The following is a 15,135-nucleotide window of genomic DNA, read 5'->3' on the forward strand; positions in this document are numbered from 1 at the left end:
ATGTCGAATGTAGGTTTGGTCATTTGAATATCCTTTTGGGTGTATATTACTCAAATGACACAGATTTATGAACACTACCCAGGATTTACTTTCATCAGATAGGTTTTGGTCTGAGTTTTTTGATGAGACGGTTTCTGATTTTGGGCCTGAGTGTTCTCACGTTGGCTTACTTTATCATCATCTTAGAAAAAATGGTCTGAACCATAACCAAGTTGCGGTTGAAGTATTTTTTAACTGTAACAAGTATGGAGATAGACAATATAGGATACCGGATCTTGTTATTTTTGATAGATGCTTTAATGCACAATTTCAACTCTATGGTGATAGTAGGAAGACTATCAAAAATGACCAGTTCAAGCTACCAAGTTTGGTATCAGTTATTGAGTTCAAGGGCGGAATTGCATTCACTTCAAAGTCTATAAAGGAGCGAGAGAGACTGATTGAAGTTGATGTTGACAAGATGTTGAATCACATAATTCCAGATGTCAAATCTGCCTCGAACTCACTTAGGGGAAATTCCGGGAAATCAGAGCCGATATTTATGTTTGTGGTGACTGATTTTGATGAAAGGCTTGAACCTATTATTTTTAACTTAAGACAGCGAGTAGGTGGTAAAATAGATATTCGCTGGATAGGCGAATATTTATAGTGCGATATATTGGAACTTTGGTCTTTAAGGGAAGTTACTAAACCGTTTGCTGAAAATTTGCTTCCCTGTATTTTAATTTACAGATATAGAGTACTTATCAACCGTTTTTGTAAAAATGGTTTTTGGTGTCTGTCTGGTATATTGAGGGTGTTCAAAATTCTGTGTCACGTTAAAAATCACAGATCGATGTGAGCATCCAGTCGTCCTTCAAAATGGATGGACAGCTGAGATAGCGTTAAATTCCAGTTTTGAATCGGGTGTGACCACCGCTCCTGAGCCTTCAATATACCGGCGTAGAGCAGTTTGAGTAAACTGTTCTCGTTGGCAAAACCACCCTTGGTTTTCGTCAGTTTACGAAACTGACGATGTACGGCCTCAACCGCGTTCGTCGTGTAGATAGCCTTACGCACGTATTCCGGGTACTTAAAATAGGTCGATAACAGCGCCCACTTGTTGCGCCAGGACTTGATGACCACAGGANTTAAAATAGGTCGATAACAGCGCCCACTTGTTGCGCCAGGACTTGATGACCACAGCAAAAAAATACAGGACAGCCATATCTTTTTGATGTTTCACACTGATGCTAAACCCGCGAGGTGATCGCCAGCGTGTCAAAGGATTACCGCAGCCCAAAAACGTGGCTGGGCAGTGAAGATGAAAACGTGCTCAAGCTGCTATCTGAACTCATGGAAACGGTAGCCGAGCTGGCAACCATCTGTGCCAGTCATACCCACAGCACCAGCCCGGCACCGAATGAGGCTGGAGACGGCGAGTGCAGCAGCCGCGCAAAAGGCCAGACTAGACCCAATCACCAAGTAAGCCATAGACAACCCAGTATTTACTCGATACCGGCTCAGCTCCCACCAGGAACCTGAGCCGTTTTTCATATCAGCCCACAGTAAAGCCCCACCCAACAATCAAAACTGACGATGCTGCAGCACAGACGCGGCTGGCTATTCTGGCCACGTAAACCACCACCTACGCAATTCTACGTCACGAAATCCGCACTCTTCCTCACCCTCCTGCGCGGTTTGCACCTCAAAATTTTTTCAGTTTTGAATTTGTTCAGTTTATGGCGCCCCCAAGCGCAGACACTGGGCCGGGGAAAGGATCGAAGATCTGAAAAGATCGCGGTTAATTTCACTGTTTTACAGTTCTACTAGGTTGGATTGACCATGGGTGCAGGCGTAAAAGCCGCAGCAGCACGGGGTTTTGCGTGGATTCCGTGAGGGTATGAGAGAAAGCCAGAAAACGGCGGCCATACTAAAGCAGTTGATCAATAAGACGTTAAAAGGATCCAGAACTGAAAAGGATGGATGTGGCAGCACCAGTAATTTCTCTGCTGCCACTTTGCTGCCATTTCTACTAAATTGGCAAAGAAAAAGGGTTAGCATTTCTGCTAACCCTTTGTTTTATTTGGTGGAGGCGGCGGGACTTGAACCCGCGTCCGAAAAACCTACGCTCAAGGCGCTACATGCTTAGTCTCTCTTTTATTTAACCGGTTGAACTCCGAAAGACAGGATTCCAAACGGTGAGCCTGGTACTGTTTCGCGGTTCACCCCCAGACAAGGTTCCCTCGCTAGCACTATGTAAGGTGACCATCAAATCCACTGCCCATGTGCGAGACCTGTGGTAGATGGCTAGCGGCCTTAAGCTGCTAGAGCGTAGTTATCGTCGTTTGCAACTATAACTGTGCGGCTTTTTACGAGGCCAACCGCCCCTCGGCATGCTCCCGGAGTTTCGCGAATCCCGTCGAATCCAGAATCGCCCCCGTGATGTATCGATTGTAACCCCTTTACCACCTGCTTACCAAGGCTTTAATTAGCAAAGGACAATCACTTGCTGGTTATCCGTACAATTGGCGTGCGAAATAACAGCAAATATCAGTTACTTGCTCTTCATGACCCGGGCTTTTTCGATAGCCCAGTCACGTTGTTTAATATCGTCGCGTTTATCGTGGGCTTTCTTGCCCTTACCCAAGCCTATCTCAACCTTGACCCAGGCCCCTTTACGCCAGTACATGGAGATGGGCACTATGGCGTAACCCTGCCTTTCAACCAAGCCGGCCAGACGGTCCAGTTCACGGCGATTAAGCAGCAGTTTACGCATGCGGGTTGGGTCGCAGACCACATGAGTCGATGCCGCGCTGAGTGGGGTGATATTACAGTTGTGCAGGAAGGCTTCGCCATTTTTCAGCATGACAAAGCTTTCCGACAGATTCACCTTGCCGGCGCGGATGGATTTGACCTCCCATCCCATTAGGGACAGACCGGCCTCGAATTTTTCATCGAAGCGATATTCAAAGGTCGCACGCTTGTTCCGGGCAATGGTTGCCGGAGCGTTTGCGGATTTTTTTGCATTCTTCTTAGCCATAGGCTGGCTATTATACGCAGCAGCAGCCAATTTGGAATTGGGCTGGAAGAATATTTTGAGTTGCGGGCAGTAGCTTAGGGTTTTGTTGCTGGCTTTTTGAGCGCTTACAGAGGTAGAACTCATTGCGATGGAACAAAGGATGCGTTTTTTGACCGGCATGCTAAAATCCGGGTCTGTTTTGAGTCAGCCAAGAGTATCAACCAACGGATGCCACAGATTTCCCGCAGTGTTCTGGTGCGTTACAGTGCGATGCAGATGTACCAGCTAGTCAATGATGTCGAGTCCTATAAAGAGTTTCTCCCTGGTTGCGTTGGCGGCAAGGTGTTGGAGTTTGATGGCAAAACCATGCTGGCGTCGGTAGATATCAGTAAAGCCGGGATCAGCAAGACCTTTACCACCCGTAATCAGGTGGTGGAGGGTAAAAGTATTGAGCTGCAACTGGAGAATGGCCCTTTCAAGCATTTGACCGGTCATTGGTATTTTACCGAGTTGGCAGAAGATGCATGTAAGGTGGAGTTTGAGTTGAATTTTGAGTTCTCCAGCGCCTTGGTGGGTATGGCATTCGGCAAGGTATTCAAAGAGCTGGTTACCTCTATGGTTACGGCTTTTACTCAAAGGGCGAAGGAAGTATACAGTGGCAAGTGAACAGGAAAAATTCAGTGTCGATGTTATTTATGCCTTACCGACACAACAGAAAGTGATCAGTGTTTCCGTGACGCCGGGTACCAGTTTTATCGAGGCTGTGCGTCAGAGTAACATCCAGGCTTTTTTCCCTGAGATTGACTTGGAAACGGTGAAACTCGGCACCTTCAGCCGTCAGGTCAAACACGATGACGAAGTTGAACCCGGGCAGAGAATTGAAATCTATCGTCCTTTGATTGCCGACCCTAAAGAGGTACGCCGTAAGCGTGCCGAGAAGGCCGCGGAGGAAGGGCGGATCAATAAAGTGACCGGCGCCAAAATCAACTGAGTTACTTTGCTGAATCCAAGACATTAAAAAAGCGCCAATAGGCGCTTTTTTAATGTCTTGGATTCAAGTTTAGGCGTAAGCCATTACTTACGGTCCTGTTCGTGTTTATTCATTTTGGTTGGATCCTGCTCTTCAACCAAAGGTTTTTCATCGCCGCGTTGCTGTGGGATCTGCGGCGTCAGCTCAGGGCTGTTGGCCATTGGCAGGCTACTTTGTTCCAGCGGGGTATTGAATTCATTACTCAGTTCGTAATCCCCTGTGACCTTGGCCAATTGATCGCCACTAAAGTGCAGGATCAGTTCTTTATGGGTAATGCTGGCATCACGACCACTCTTGTAATGGTAAACATAGTACCAGGTATCATCCTTGAAGCTGTCCCGCAGTACAGGACGCCCAAGCACAAATTCCACCTGCTCCTTGGTCATGTCGATGCGCAGCTTTTCCACCTGCTGAGGCTCCATATAGTTGCCCTGTGGAATATCAGGCTTGTACACCAGCCAGTCAAAGACACTGCAGGCACTGAGTGAGAGGGTGAGCGCACTAACGCTCAGCAGGGTAAGACTTTGCTTTTTAATTGACATTGAATGTGCTACTTCATGAAAAACTGTCGGCCATAATACCCAAGCCCAGCCCGTGCTGACAAGGGCTATTGACTCGGCGCTTGAGGCTTCGACAACATAAAAGTGACTTGGTTCGTCTCGCTGTTGCAAAATTGTTGTTTTGGCTCAAATTAACCTCTGGAAAATAGAATAAATTAACGGGAGGGTTATTTTAGTCGCTTCGGACAAAATCGGTGCCAGATCGACTAACAAGAAATTTTGAACTCGCTTTACCGGCTTGCAATAAGCCTGCTGCAGCATTGAAAACCATTTGTATTTAAAAGACTTATTTTTAAATACGTTCAAAATTTCGGTTATCAAGGCCTATAAAGCTGGCTATACTGAAACTCCCGTGATAGGCCCAAGTAAAAGCTGCTTTGGGTCATTTAAATCATCCATGCCTTTTATCCCTGTATATAAGTGTGGCAAACAACAGCCTTCTATTGCTATTTGTTAAGGAGTCTCGATGGAACAGGCCGGCATCTTTACCTCAGTGCTCATGTTTTTGCTCGCTGCCGTGGTGTTGGTTCCACTTGGCAAGCGCTTTGGTATAGGCCCCATACTTTCTTACCTTGCCGCCGGTGTACTGCTTGGACCGGGCGGTATTGCTGTGGTTTCCGAGCCGGCAGCTGTGCTTCATTTTGCCGAGCTTGGGGTGATCCTCATGCTGTTTGTCATGGGGCTTGAATTGACTCCTGGCAAACTCTGGGAACTTCGCAGTGCCATATTCGGCCTCGGCAGTGGTCAGTTACTGCTGTCCTGGGCAGTGGTCAGCGCTTTGGCATTCGGTGTCGGGCTTTCCATCGAAGCCGCTATTATTGTTGGCGCAGCGCTATCCCTGTCTTCTACAGCATTTGCGGTGCAATTAATGAATGAGCAGCGACTGCTCACCACACCAGTAGGTCGTGACGCCTTTGGGGTGTTGCTGATGCAGGATCTGGCGGTGATCCCCATGATGCTGCTGATTGCCTATCTGTCGCCAAGCGGCGCCGATCCGGCTCATCATGCCGTGCCCTGGTATTGGACCTGTTTGGCGCTCTTGGGATTTTTGCTGGTGGGGAAATACCTGCTTCCCAAAGTATTGCAGTTGGTGGCGGCCAGTGGGGTGCGCGAAGTGCTGACGGCGTTTTCGTTATTGCTGGTGATGGGCAGCGCGGCGCTAATGGCCTGGCTAGGGCTTTCTGCCGGTATGGGGGCGTTTTTGGCCGGTATCATGCTGGCCAACTCGGGTTATCGCCATCAGCTTGAAACCGATATTGAGCCTTTCAAGGGCTTGCTTTTGGGGCTGTTTTTCATGGCTGTAGGCATGACCATGGATCTGGGCTTACTGCTGAAGGAGCCTTTGGCGTTGTTGGGGATCCTCTTTGGCATGCTGGCGGTGAAGACTTTGGTACTTATGTTGCTTGGGAAGTTTAGACACCATACCTGGCGCAGTGCCATGGTGTTGGGGTTGATCTTGGCCGAAGGCGGTGAATTTGCTTTTGTATTGCTTTCCCAGGCACAGTTGTCAGGGCTTTTATCTGAGAAAATCAGCCAGATGTTGGTATTGGCTATAGGCTTGTCGATGGCGATAACGCCTTATTTGCTGAAGTTGTTCAGGTTGCTTGGCAAACCTGTGGAAGCGAGCCGTTTACCTGATGTGATAGAAGGGTCAGAAAGTGAAGTGGTCATCGCCGGTTTTGGCCGTATGGGGCAGATCACCGGCCGTATTTTGGCATCCTCAGGGATCCCGTTTGTGGCGCTGGATAAAGATGCCCGTCATGTGGACGTGGTGCGCCAATTTGGTGGTGAAGTGTATTTTGGTGATGCCAAGCGGCTCGATATGCTGTTTTCGGCCGGTTTGCCCAAGGCGCGGGTGATCCTGGTAGCGGTCAACAATGTGGAAGATTCATTGCAGATAGTGACTCAGGTGAAGACGCACTTTCCTCATGTGGCCGTGGTCGCCAGGGCCCGTGACCGTAACCATGCCTATCGTTTGATGAGTCTTGGGGTGACGTCGGTATTTCGGGAAACCTTCGGTTCGGCCCTCAGTGCCAGTGAGAGTGTGTTGCAAACACTGGGACTCAGTCAGGTTCAAGCCAATGAGCGGGTGAAGATATTTGCCGAGCACGACAAGGCACAGGTTGAGGCCGGGGCCAAGCACAAGGACGATCTTAAGGCGCTTATTCGCTTGTCCAATAAGGGCAGGGCTGAGCTGGAGTCCTTGATGCGGGCTGATAAAGACAAGGGGCTATAATGGAAGGCACGAACAAGTCCTATGTGCGGTCTGGGGTGGCGTACTGACCGGCAAGCTAAGCTTTACAACAGAGACCACCGCGAGGAATTATTCGTATTTTTAAGCGTGGTCGAGTAAATGATAGTTTGTCTTAAGTTTCTTGCTTGGATGCTTGTTTTAAGTTTTGGGCAGTTTTTATTCGGCTTATGGTGAGTTTAGTTTAGTCAGGTTCTATACCCGATCATTACTATCTCAAGCCTTATTGGGGTGACTGTTTCAAGCGCACGGTTGTAGTTTGGCGTGGATAAAGGGCTGATAGATATTAAAGAGGTACAAAAAATCCGATGACCAGAGGTCATCGGATTTGGACTTTTAACCACTTAGATTTAACGCTTGTCCAGTTCCACGAAGTCGCGGGAAGTCGCACCTGTGTAGAGCTGACGTGGACGGCTGATCTTGTGACCAGGCTGATCCAGCATCTCTTTCCAGTGGGCAATCCAGCCAACAGTACGAGCCAGGGCAAAGATAACGGTAAACATGGAGGTTGGAATACCAATCGCCTTCATGATGATACCTGAGTAGAAGTCGACGTTTGGATAGAGCTTCTTGGAGATGAAGTACTCATCTTCCAGGGCGATACGCTCAAGTTCCATGGCAACATCCAGCAGAGGGTCGTTAACCTTGAGTTCGGCCAGCACTTCGTGACAGGTTTCACGCATCACTTTAGCGCGTGGATCGAAGTTCTTGTAAACCCTGTGACCGAAGCCCATCAGACGGAAAGGATCATCCTTGTCTTTGGCGCGTTCGATAAACTCAGGGATGCGATCCACAGTACCGATTTCTTCCAGCATACGCAGACAAGCTTCGTTGGCACCACCATGGGCAGGACCCCACAGCGAAGCGATACCGGCAGCGATACAGGCAAATGGGTTAGCACCCGAAGAGCCCGCCAGACGCACGGTTGAGGTTGAAGCGTTCTGCTCGTGATCGGCGTGCAGGATAAAGATGCGATCCATGGCACGTTCCACAATCGGGTTCACCTTGTATTCTTCACAAGGTACAGCGAACATCATCGACAGGAAGTTACCGGCATAGCTCAAGTCGTTGCGTGGGTACACGAACGGCTGTCCTATGGAGTACTTGTAGCACATGGCGGCAATGGTTGGCATCTTGGAAACCAGGCGGAATGCTGCAATTTCACGATGACGGGCATCGTTGACATCCAAAGAGTCCTGATAGAAAGAAGACAAAGCGCCTGTCACGCCACAAAGCATGGCCATTGGGTGAGCGTCACGACGGAAGCCTCTGAAAAAGAAGGCCAACTGCTCATGCACCATGGTATGAGTTTTAACTGTGTAGGCGAATTTTTCATACTCTGCCTTACTTGGCAGCTCGCCGTACAACAGCAGGTAACAGAGATCCAGGTAGTCGGATTCTGTCGCCAGTTGATCTATCGGATAGCCACGGTGTAACAATACACCCTGCGCACCATCGATATAGGTAATTGCAGATTCACAGGAGGCCGTCGCGAGAAATCCTGGATCAAAGGTAAAGTAGCCTTTACTGCCGAGTTTACTGATATCGATTACGTCGAAACCAGCAGTTCCTTGTTTCACTGGCAGTTCAATCGAGTCGTTCCCTGGTAATTCCAATTTGGCTTTTAAATCAGCCATACCCCGTTCTCCTTACTTCATTCTTATGTGAGTGCGGCATGTCAAACGGCCATTACTTTACAGCCAATCCAGATCACATTTCAATTTAAATAAGCGTTTAAATTCGTTAGACCATGGTATAGGTAAGACCAATTTCCCTGATAACACCAGCACTTATCCTGTAAAAAGGGCAAAAAAACAAAATTTGGATAATGTGATGTTTGTATTTGACATTTACGACGAGTATACTTGCTGCGGCTCGCAAGAGCTACAAACGGCGGGCTTGGTTAGCATATCACTAATTAACTAATTTTGTGTGTTGTCAACAAGTTAGCTTTTTGTTTCAACCTTCTATTGTGAAACCCTTCTCTGTGACTTCAGTCACAGAACTGTGTAAGAGCAAAATCGGTTCACATAACAAAAAAAATGCTCAATGGAGCTGAGTGAGCAGAACGTGAAAAAGCAAAGACCTGTCCATTTAGATCTGCAGACCATTCGCTTCCCGGCGACTGCAATTGTGTCCATTCTGCACCGGGTATCCGGTGTGATCATGCTGTTCGCTGTTGGTATACTTCTCTGGTTGCTGAACGCCTCGCTGGCGTCGGCCGAGAGTTTCCAAGGCGTACAATCTCTGTTAGACAACTTCGTGGTGAAGTTTATCCTGTGGGGCATTCTGACCGCACTGGCTTATCATTTGCTGGGCGGCTTGCGTCACCTGGTAATGGATACCGGTCGTTGGGAAGAGCTACCTTCGGGTAAGGCATCGGCCAAGGCAGTATTTGTCCTGACCGCAGTGTTTTCTGTATTAGCGGGGATCTGGGTATGGTAACCAATGCAGCGAGTTTTGGACGCAGTGGTGTTCATGACTTCATCCTATTACGCGCAAGTGCCGTCATTCTGGCCGTTTACACTATATTCCTGGTCGGATTTGCAGCTTGCAGTTCACCTCTCACCTACGATGTCTGGCATGGGCTGTTTGCTTCACTGCCGATGAAAGTCTTTACTCTGCTGGCGCTTATTGCGCTGCTTATCCATGCCTGGATCGGTATTTGGCAGGTACTGACTGACTACGTCAAAAACGTAGCACTGCGTGGGGTTTTACAGTTTGTCTTTGTCGTGACCGCCTTTGCTTATCTGGCGTCGGGCATAGTAATAGTGTGGGGTGTTTAAGTGGCTATTCCAGTACGCGAGTTTGACGCTGTCGTGATTGGTGCCGGTGGTGCCGGCATGCGCGCAGCACTGCAGATTTCTCAAGAGGGCAAGAGCTGTGCGCTCCTGTCCAAGGTTTTTCCTACACGTTCTCACACGGTTTCGGCCCAGGGCGGGATCACTGTTGCTCTGGGTAATGCCCACGAGGACAACTGGGAACACCATATGTACGACACGGTAAAAGGTTCCGACTTTATCGGCGACCAGGATGCCATCGAGTACATGTGTCAGACCGGCCCTGAAGCGGTTATCGAGCTGGAGCAGATGGGTCTGCCATTCTCCCGCTTTGAAAACGGCACTATTTATCAGCGTCCTTTCGGCGGTCAATCCAAGAATTTCGGTGGTGAGCAGGCGGCCCGTACCGCGGCTGCGGCTGACCGTACCGGCCACGCGCTGCTACACTGCCTGTATCAGCAGAACGTTAAGAACAAGACTCAGGTATTTTCCGAGTGGTATGCCCTGGATCTGGTTAAAAACGAAGACGGTGCCATCGTAGGTTGTACTGCAATCGAAATTGAAACCGGTGAAATCGTTTACTTCAAAGCCAAGGCCACAGTATTGGCTACCGGCGGTGCCGGTCGTATCTTTGCTTCTACTACCAATGCTCACATCAACACAGGTGATGGTGTTGGTATGGCTGCCCGTGCCGGGGTTCAGCTGCAGGACATGGAAATGTGGCAGTTCCACCCAACCGGGATTGCCGGTGCCGGTGTTCTGGTGACTGAAGGTTGTCGTGGTGAGGGTGGTTACCTGCTCAATAAAGACGGCGAACGCTTCATGGAGCGCTATGCGCCCAACGCCAAAGATCTGGCTTCACGCGACGTGGTTGCCCGTTCCATGATGACAGAGATTCGTGAAGGCCGCGGTTGTGAAGGTCCTATGGGCCCACACCTGAAGCTGAAGCTGGACCATCTGGGCAAAGAAACCCTGGAAGCGCGTCTACCTGGTGTATGTGAACTATCTCGTACCTTTGCTCACATAGATCCCGCCGATGGCCCAATTCCGGTTATCCCAACTTGTCACTATATGATGGGTGGTTTGCCAACCAAGGTATCCGGTCAGGTGATCCATAAGAACGCCGATGGTACTGAAGAAGATATCAAGGGTCTGTTCGCCGTGGGCGAAATTGCTTGTGTATCGGTTCACGGTGCTAACCGTCTGGGTGGTAACTCACTACTCGACTTGGTAGTGTTCGGTCGTGCAGCCGGTCAACATCTGGGTAAAGCGCTGGATGAAACCGCAGATCCCAAAGCTGCGACTGAAGCCGACATTCAGAAGTCTCTTGAGCGTCTGAATCGTTGGGAAAGCAATAAAGACGGTGAAGATCCAGCGGTTATCCGTAAAGATCTGCAGATGTGCATGCAACTGAACTTTTCGGTATTCCGTAGCGGTGATGCCATGGCCGAAGGCCTGAAAGAACTGCAGAAAATTCGTGAGCGTCTGGCCAATGCCAAGCTATCTGACAACTCCAGAGAGTTCAACACTCAGCGTATCGAGTGTTTGGAACTGGATAACCTGATGGCAACAGCTATCGCATCTGCTTACGCAGCCAACTTCCGTACCGAGAGCCGTGGTGCTCACAGCCGTGAAGACTTCCCTGAGCGTGATGATGCCAACTGGCTGTGTCACAGCCTGTTTGACCCAGTCAACGAAACCATGTCCACCCGTGAAGTGAACATGGCGCCCAAGACACGTGAAGCCTTCCCGCCGAAGAAGCGTACCTACTAAGGAGTTGCGAAGATGAAATTGGATATTGCAGTTTATCGCTACAATCCTGATGTAGACACTAAACCCTACATGCAGGATTACAGCCTGGAAGTGGCCGAAGGCACCGATATGATGGTATTGGATGCCCTGCTCAAGCTTAAAGAGCAGGACCCAAGCCTGTCTTTCCGTCGCTCTTGTCGCGAAGGGGTTTGTGGTTCCGACGGCATGAATATGAACGGTAAAAACGGTCTGGCCTGTATCACGCCTGTATCTGCATTCAAGGGCAAGAAGATTGAAATCCGTCCTCTGCCCGGTATGCCTGTGGTGCGTGATTTGGTGGTTGACCTGAGTCAGTTTTACAAGCAATACGAGAAGATCAAGCCGTACCTCATCAATGATGAGAAGAAGCCGGCCCGTGAACATCTGCAGTCACCGGAGGAGCGTGCTCACCTGGATGGTCTGTATGAATGTATCATGTGTGCTTGTTGTTCTACGGCTTGCCCGTCATTCTGGTGGAACCCGGATAAGTTTGTTGGCCCCAGTGGTCTGCTGCATGCCTATCGTTTCTTGATAGACAGCCGTGATACTGCGACCGAGGAGCGTCTGAGCGAGCTGGATGATGCATACAGCGTCTTCCGTTGCCACGGCATTATGAACTGTGTGGATGTTTGTCCGAAAGGCTTGAACCCAACCAAGGCCATCGGACACATCAAGTCCATGTTGCTGAAGCGGGCTGTATAAATGCAAGACGACGAGCTTAATCCAATAATTACATAGGCTCGTGGGGAGTCACTTTCTCTGGGCAGAAAGTGGCTCTTTTGTGTGTAAAGGACTACAAAAGGCCGTAACATCCGGATGTCCCAGGGGCGGCTGAGACCCTGCCAAGGCAGGGAAAATATGGCTAAGCACGTGTATCAAGTTTGAAAGGATAAGAAATGCACCAAGGCAGCATGAAAGCCTGGCTCGAATCATCTCACTTGAGTGGGGCGAACTCGACCTACGTTGAAGAGATGTATGAAGCCTACCAAGAAGACCCCACCTCGGTATCTGACGACTGGCGTGCGGTGTTTGAGCAACTCCCTCCCGTGAACGGTGCCTCTGCTGATGTACCCGAAGCTTCTCACTCCAAGATCCGTGACTATTTTCGCTCCCTCGCACAGGAAGGCCGCAGTAAAGGTACCAGCCGCGTGTCCGATCCTGATGTCGATGCCAAGCAGGTAAAAGTTCTGCAATTGATCAATGCCTACCGTTTCCGTGGTCACCAGAGTGCCAATCTGGACCCGTTGGAACTGTGGAAGCGCGACACAGTTGCCGAATTGGATCCGGCGTTCCACGGCTTGACCAGTGAGGACATGGAGCGGGAATTCAACACAGGTTCTTTTGCTTATGGCGGTGACACCCTGAAATTGGGTGAGCTGGTGAAGGCGCTCAAGGCGACCTATTGCGGCTCTATCGGCGCCGAATATATGCATATCACCGACACCGAAGAGAAACGTTGGATCCAGCAACGTCTCGAACCTTCACTGGGTAAGGGCAGCTATGATAAGGCAGTCAAGACCCGGATCCTTGAAGGATTGAACGCCGCCGAAGGCATGGAAAAGTATTTGGGTGCCAAGTTCCCCGGCGCCAAGCGCTTCTCCCTCGAAGGGGGTGATGCACTGGTGCCTATGATGCGCGAAATTATCTATCGTGCCGGTGAAGCGGGTACCAAAGAGATAGTCGTGGGCATGGCTCACCGAGGCCGTCTTAACGTTTTGGTTAACATTCTGGGCAAGCGTCCTGCCGAACTCTTCGATGAGTTTGCCGGCAAGCATCATGAGACGCTGGGTTCAGGGGACGTTAAGTACCATCAGGGCTTCTCTTCCGATTTTGAAACACCAGGTGGCAATGTTCACCTGGCATTGGCATTTAACCCCTCACATCTGGAAATCGTTAACCCGGTCGTGATGGGCTCGGTGCGCGCCAGACTGGATCGCCGCGGCAGTGAAGATGGCTTGCAGGTAATGCCAATTACCATTCATGGTGACTCGGCCATTGCCGGACAGGGTATTGTGCAAGAGACATTTAACATGTCTCAGACCCGCGGCTTTAAAGTCGGCGGCTCTATCCGCATCGTGGTCAACAACCAGGTGGGATTTACCACCTCCAACCACCAGGATGTGCGTTCTACCGAATACTGTACCGATATCGCCAAAATGGTGCAGGCGCCAATTTTTCATGTTAATGCCGACGATCCTGAGGCCGTAGCTTTTGTCTCTCAGTTGGCCGTGGATTACCGCAACACCTTTAAGCGTGATGTGGTTATCGAATTGGTATGTTATCGCCGTCACGGCCACAACGAGGCCGATGAGCCCAGTGCGACTCAGCCACTGATGTACGCCAAGATCAAGAAGCACCCAACGCCACGTAAGATCTACGCCGACAAGCTGATTGCCGAGAACAGCATTGCGGCCGACGATGTTACCGCCATGATCAATAACTATCGTGATGCCCTGGATCAAGGGGATTGTGTGGTCAAAGAGTGGCGTCCAATGACGCTGCACACTGTGGACTGGACTCCTTATTTGAACCGCGAATGGGATGAGTCGTTTGAATCCGGTATGACGCTGGAGCGTCTGCAGAATCTGGCCGACAAGATAAGCTATGTACCTGAGAGTCATAAGCTGCACTCACGGGTTGCCAAGATATACAACGACCGCGTCGCCATGGCCAAAGGCGAGAAGCTGATGGACTGGGGCTTTGCCGAGACGCTGGCCTATGCCAGCCTCCTCGAGGACAAGCAAAGAGTCAGGATCACCGGGCAGGACTCGGGTCGTGGCACCTTCTTCCATCGCCACGCCGTGCTGCACAACCAGAACGATGGCACGACGTACCTGCCGCTGCGCCATGTGGCGAAAGAGCAGGGCCCTATCGACATCACCGACTCAGTGTTGTCTGAAGCCTCAGTGCTGGCGTTCGAGTACGGTTATGCCACAGCTGAGCCGGGTGGCCTGACTATCTGGGAAGCCCAATTCGGTGACTTTGCCAACTGTGCCCAGGTGGTTATTGACCAGTTCCTGTCATCCGGTGAGCAGAAGTGGGGCCGTCTGTGCGGTTTGACTATGTTGCTGCCACACGGTTATGAAGGTCAGGGGCCTGAGCACTCAAGTGCTCGTCTGGAGCGTTTCTTGCAACTGTGCGCCAACCACAATATGCAGGTTTGTGTGCCTTCGACTCCGGCTCAGGTCTACCACATGCTGCGTCGTCAGGTGGTGCGTCCAATGCGTCGTCCGCTGGTGGTAATGTCTCCCAAGTCGCTGCTGCGTCATCCGCTGGCAGTGTCTTCCATGGATGAGCTGGCCAATGGTCAATTCCAGAACGTTATCGGTGAAATCGATACATTGGATGCCGCCAAGGTCGATCGCGTGGTGTTCTGTAGCGGTAAGGTTTACTACGAGCTGCTGGAACGTCGCCGCAAAGAGAATATCGATAACGTCGCTTTGGTGCGGGTCGAGCAGTTGTATCCCTTCCCACACGAAGAGATGGCAACAGCACTGAAAGACTATCAGCATGTGACCGACTTTGTTTGGTGTCAGGAAGAGCCTCAGAACCAAGGTGCCTGGTATTGCAGCCAGCATCATTTCTGGGCAGCCATTCCAAAAGGTGCCCAGCTCAGCTACGCTGGCCGTGACGCCTCTGCAGCGCCGGCTTGTGGCTATCCTGAGTTGCATACGCATCAGCAGGAATCACTGATCACTAGCGCATTAAAACTGAAGTAATAG

At 50.3% G+C, this 15,135-nt stretch carries 13 protein-coding genes, 1 other RNA gene and 1 pseudogene; 10 read left to right on the plus strand and 5 right to left on the minus strand.

The genetic code is table 11. The annotated features are described in order from the left end of the window. The first annotated feature begins 67 nt into the window (after nucleotides 1-67). Nucleotides 68-649 carry a hypothetical protein gene (locus CX650_RS03100; protein WP_101095007.1) on the plus strand — a complete coding sequence of 194 codons (582 nt, stop codon included), beginning with the start codon at nucleotides 68-70 and terminating at the stop codon, nucleotides 647-649. Between the two features lie 176 nt (nucleotides 650-825). Here the strand turns inward: CX650_RS03100 and CX650_RS03105 are convergent. After that, nucleotides 826-1,128: pseudogene (locus tag CX650_RS03105) on the minus strand (transposase); the annotation flags it as partial. Nucleotides 1,129-1,257: 129 nt separating this feature from the next. On the opposite strand from CX650_RS03105, the gene CX650_RS03110 reads away from it, so the two are divergent. Next, complete coding sequence (locus CX650_RS03110; RefSeq protein ID WP_189484310.1) at nucleotides 1,258-1,524, plus strand: hypothetical protein; 267 nt, start codon at nucleotides 1,258-1,260, stop codon at nucleotides 1,522-1,524. Nucleotides 1,525-2,066: 542 nt separating this feature from the next. Here CX650_RS03110 and ssrA read toward each other — a convergent pair. Further along, nucleotides 2,067-2,421: a transfer-messenger RNA gene (ssrA, locus tag CX650_RS03115) on the minus strand. Nucleotides 2,422-2,536: 115 nt separating this feature from the next. Continuing rightward, entirely contained in the window at nucleotides 2,537-3,022 is a 486-nt protein-coding gene (gene smpB / locus CX650_RS03120; protein ID WP_025009743.1) for an SsrA-binding protein SmpB, read from the minus strand. Nucleotides 3,023-3,229: 207 nt separating this feature from the next. Between smpB and CX650_RS03125 the strand changes: the two genes are divergently transcribed. Continuing rightward, nucleotides 3,230-3,667: an SRPBCC family protein gene (locus tag CX650_RS03125; RefSeq protein ID WP_039032716.1), complete on the plus strand. Its 438-nt coding sequence runs from the start codon at nucleotides 3,230-3,232 to the stop codon at nucleotides 3,665-3,667. Continuing rightward, nucleotides 3,657-3,992 carry an RnfH family protein gene (locus tag CX650_RS03130; RefSeq protein ID WP_039032717.1) on the plus strand — a complete coding sequence of 112 codons (336 nt, stop codon included), beginning with the start codon at nucleotides 3,657-3,659 and terminating at the stop codon, nucleotides 3,990-3,992. The genes CX650_RS03125 and CX650_RS03130 overlap by 11 nt, the downstream gene beginning before the upstream one ends. A gap of 83 nt (nucleotides 3,993-4,075) precedes the next feature. Here the strand turns inward: CX650_RS03130 and CX650_RS03135 are convergent, their stop codons facing one another. Next, entirely contained in the window at nucleotides 4,076-4,573 is a 498-nt protein-coding gene (locus tag CX650_RS03135; protein WP_039032718.1) for an outer membrane protein assembly factor BamE, read from the minus strand. Between the two features lie 484 nt (nucleotides 4,574-5,057). Here CX650_RS03135 and CX650_RS03140 point away from each other — a divergent pair, with 484 nt between their 5' ends. Beyond that, nucleotides 5,058-6,827: a monovalent cation:proton antiporter-2 (CPA2) family protein gene (locus CX650_RS03140; RefSeq protein WP_039032719.1), complete on the plus strand. Its 1,770-nt coding sequence runs from the start codon at nucleotides 5,058-5,060 to the stop codon at nucleotides 6,825-6,827. Nucleotides 6,828-7,192: 365 nt separating this feature from the next. Here the strand turns inward: CX650_RS03140 and CX650_RS03145 are convergent, their stop codons facing one another. After that, nucleotides 7,193-8,479 (minus strand): citrate synthase, encoded by a 1,287-nt coding sequence (locus tag CX650_RS03145; RefSeq protein ID WP_101052927.1) that lies wholly within the window; start codon nucleotides 8,477-8,479, stop codon nucleotides 7,193-7,195. 412 nt (nucleotides 8,480-8,891) lie between these two features. Between CX650_RS03145 and sdhC the strand changes: the two genes are divergently transcribed. The 5 genes from sdhC (at nucleotide 8,892) to sucA (ending at nucleotide 15,132) form a co-directional block, all read left to right on the plus strand. Further along, nucleotides 8,892-9,287 carry a succinate dehydrogenase cytochrome b556 subunit gene (gene sdhC / locus CX650_RS03150; RefSeq protein ID WP_025011017.1) on the plus strand — a complete coding sequence of 132 codons (396 nt, stop codon included), beginning with the start codon at nucleotides 8,892-8,894 and terminating at the stop codon, nucleotides 9,285-9,287. Then, nucleotides 9,281-9,628: a succinate dehydrogenase, hydrophobic membrane anchor protein gene (gene sdhD, locus CX650_RS03155; protein ID WP_025011016.1), complete on the plus strand. Its 348-nt coding sequence runs from the start codon at nucleotides 9,281-9,283 to the stop codon at nucleotides 9,626-9,628. Before sdhC ends, sdhD begins: the two co-directional genes overlap by 7 nt. Then, nucleotides 9,629-11,395 (plus strand): succinate dehydrogenase flavoprotein subunit, encoded by a 1,767-nt coding sequence (gene sdhA / locus CX650_RS03160; RefSeq protein WP_071477404.1) that lies wholly within the window; start codon nucleotides 9,629-9,631, stop codon nucleotides 11,393-11,395. It abuts the gene before it with no gap. A 12-nt stretch (nucleotides 11,396-11,407) separates the two neighbouring features. Then, the gene (locus CX650_RS03165; RefSeq protein WP_039032724.1) at nucleotides 11,408-12,115 is read left to right on the plus strand and encodes a succinate dehydrogenase iron-sulfur subunit; all 708 of its coding nucleotides are present in this window, start codon (nucleotides 11,408-11,410) and stop codon (nucleotides 12,113-12,115) included. Between the two features lie 194 nt (nucleotides 12,116-12,309). Continuing rightward, a complete protein-coding gene (sucA, locus tag CX650_RS03170) occupies nucleotides 12,310-15,132 on the plus strand; it encodes a 2-oxoglutarate dehydrogenase E1 component (RefSeq protein ID WP_101095008.1) in 2,823 nt (940 codons plus the stop codon). Nucleotides 15,133-15,135: the final 3 nt, after the last annotated feature.

Origin of the sequence: Shewanella indica (assembly GCF_002836975.1) — a bacterium.
GTDB classification, from domain to species: Bacteria; Pseudomonadota; Gammaproteobacteria; order Enterobacterales; family Shewanellaceae; genus Shewanella; species Shewanella indica.

Excerpts from the sequence above, each read along its gene's own strand:
- CX650_RS03100 (WP_101095007.1), top strand. The coding sequence starts at position 68 with ATGAACACTACCCAGGATTTACTTTCATCAGATAGGTTTTGGTCTGAG.
- smpB (WP_025009743.1), bottom strand. The coding sequence starts at position 3,022 with ATGGCTAAGAAGAATGCAAAAAAATCCGCAAACGCTCCGGCAACCATT.
- CX650_RS03125 (WP_039032716.1), top strand. The coding sequence starts at position 3,230 with ATGCCACAGATTTCCCGCAGTGTTCTGGTGCGTTACAGTGCGATGCAG.
- CX650_RS03135 (WP_039032718.1), bottom strand. The coding sequence starts at position 4,573 with ATGTCAATTAAAAAGCAAAGTCTTACCCTGCTGAGCGTTAGTGCGCTC.
- CX650_RS03140 (WP_039032719.1), top strand. The coding sequence starts at position 5,058 with ATGGAACAGGCCGGCATCTTTACCTCAGTGCTCATGTTTTTGCTCGCT.
- CX650_RS03145 (WP_101052927.1), bottom strand. The coding sequence starts at position 8,479 with ATGGCTGATTTAAAAGCCAAATTGGAATTACCAGGGAACGACTCGATT.
- sdhC (WP_025011017.1), top strand. The coding sequence starts at position 8,892 with ATGGAGCTGAGTGAGCAGAACGTGAAAAAGCAAAGACCTGTCCATTTA.
- sdhD (WP_025011016.1), top strand. The coding sequence starts at position 9,281 with ATGGTAACCAATGCAGCGAGTTTTGGACGCAGTGGTGTTCATGACTTC.
- CX650_RS03165 (WP_039032724.1), top strand. The coding sequence starts at position 11,408 with ATGAAATTGGATATTGCAGTTTATCGCTACAATCCTGATGTAGACACT.
- sucA (WP_101095008.1), top strand. The coding sequence starts at position 12,310 with ATGCACCAAGGCAGCATGAAAGCCTGGCTCGAATCATCTCACTTGAGT.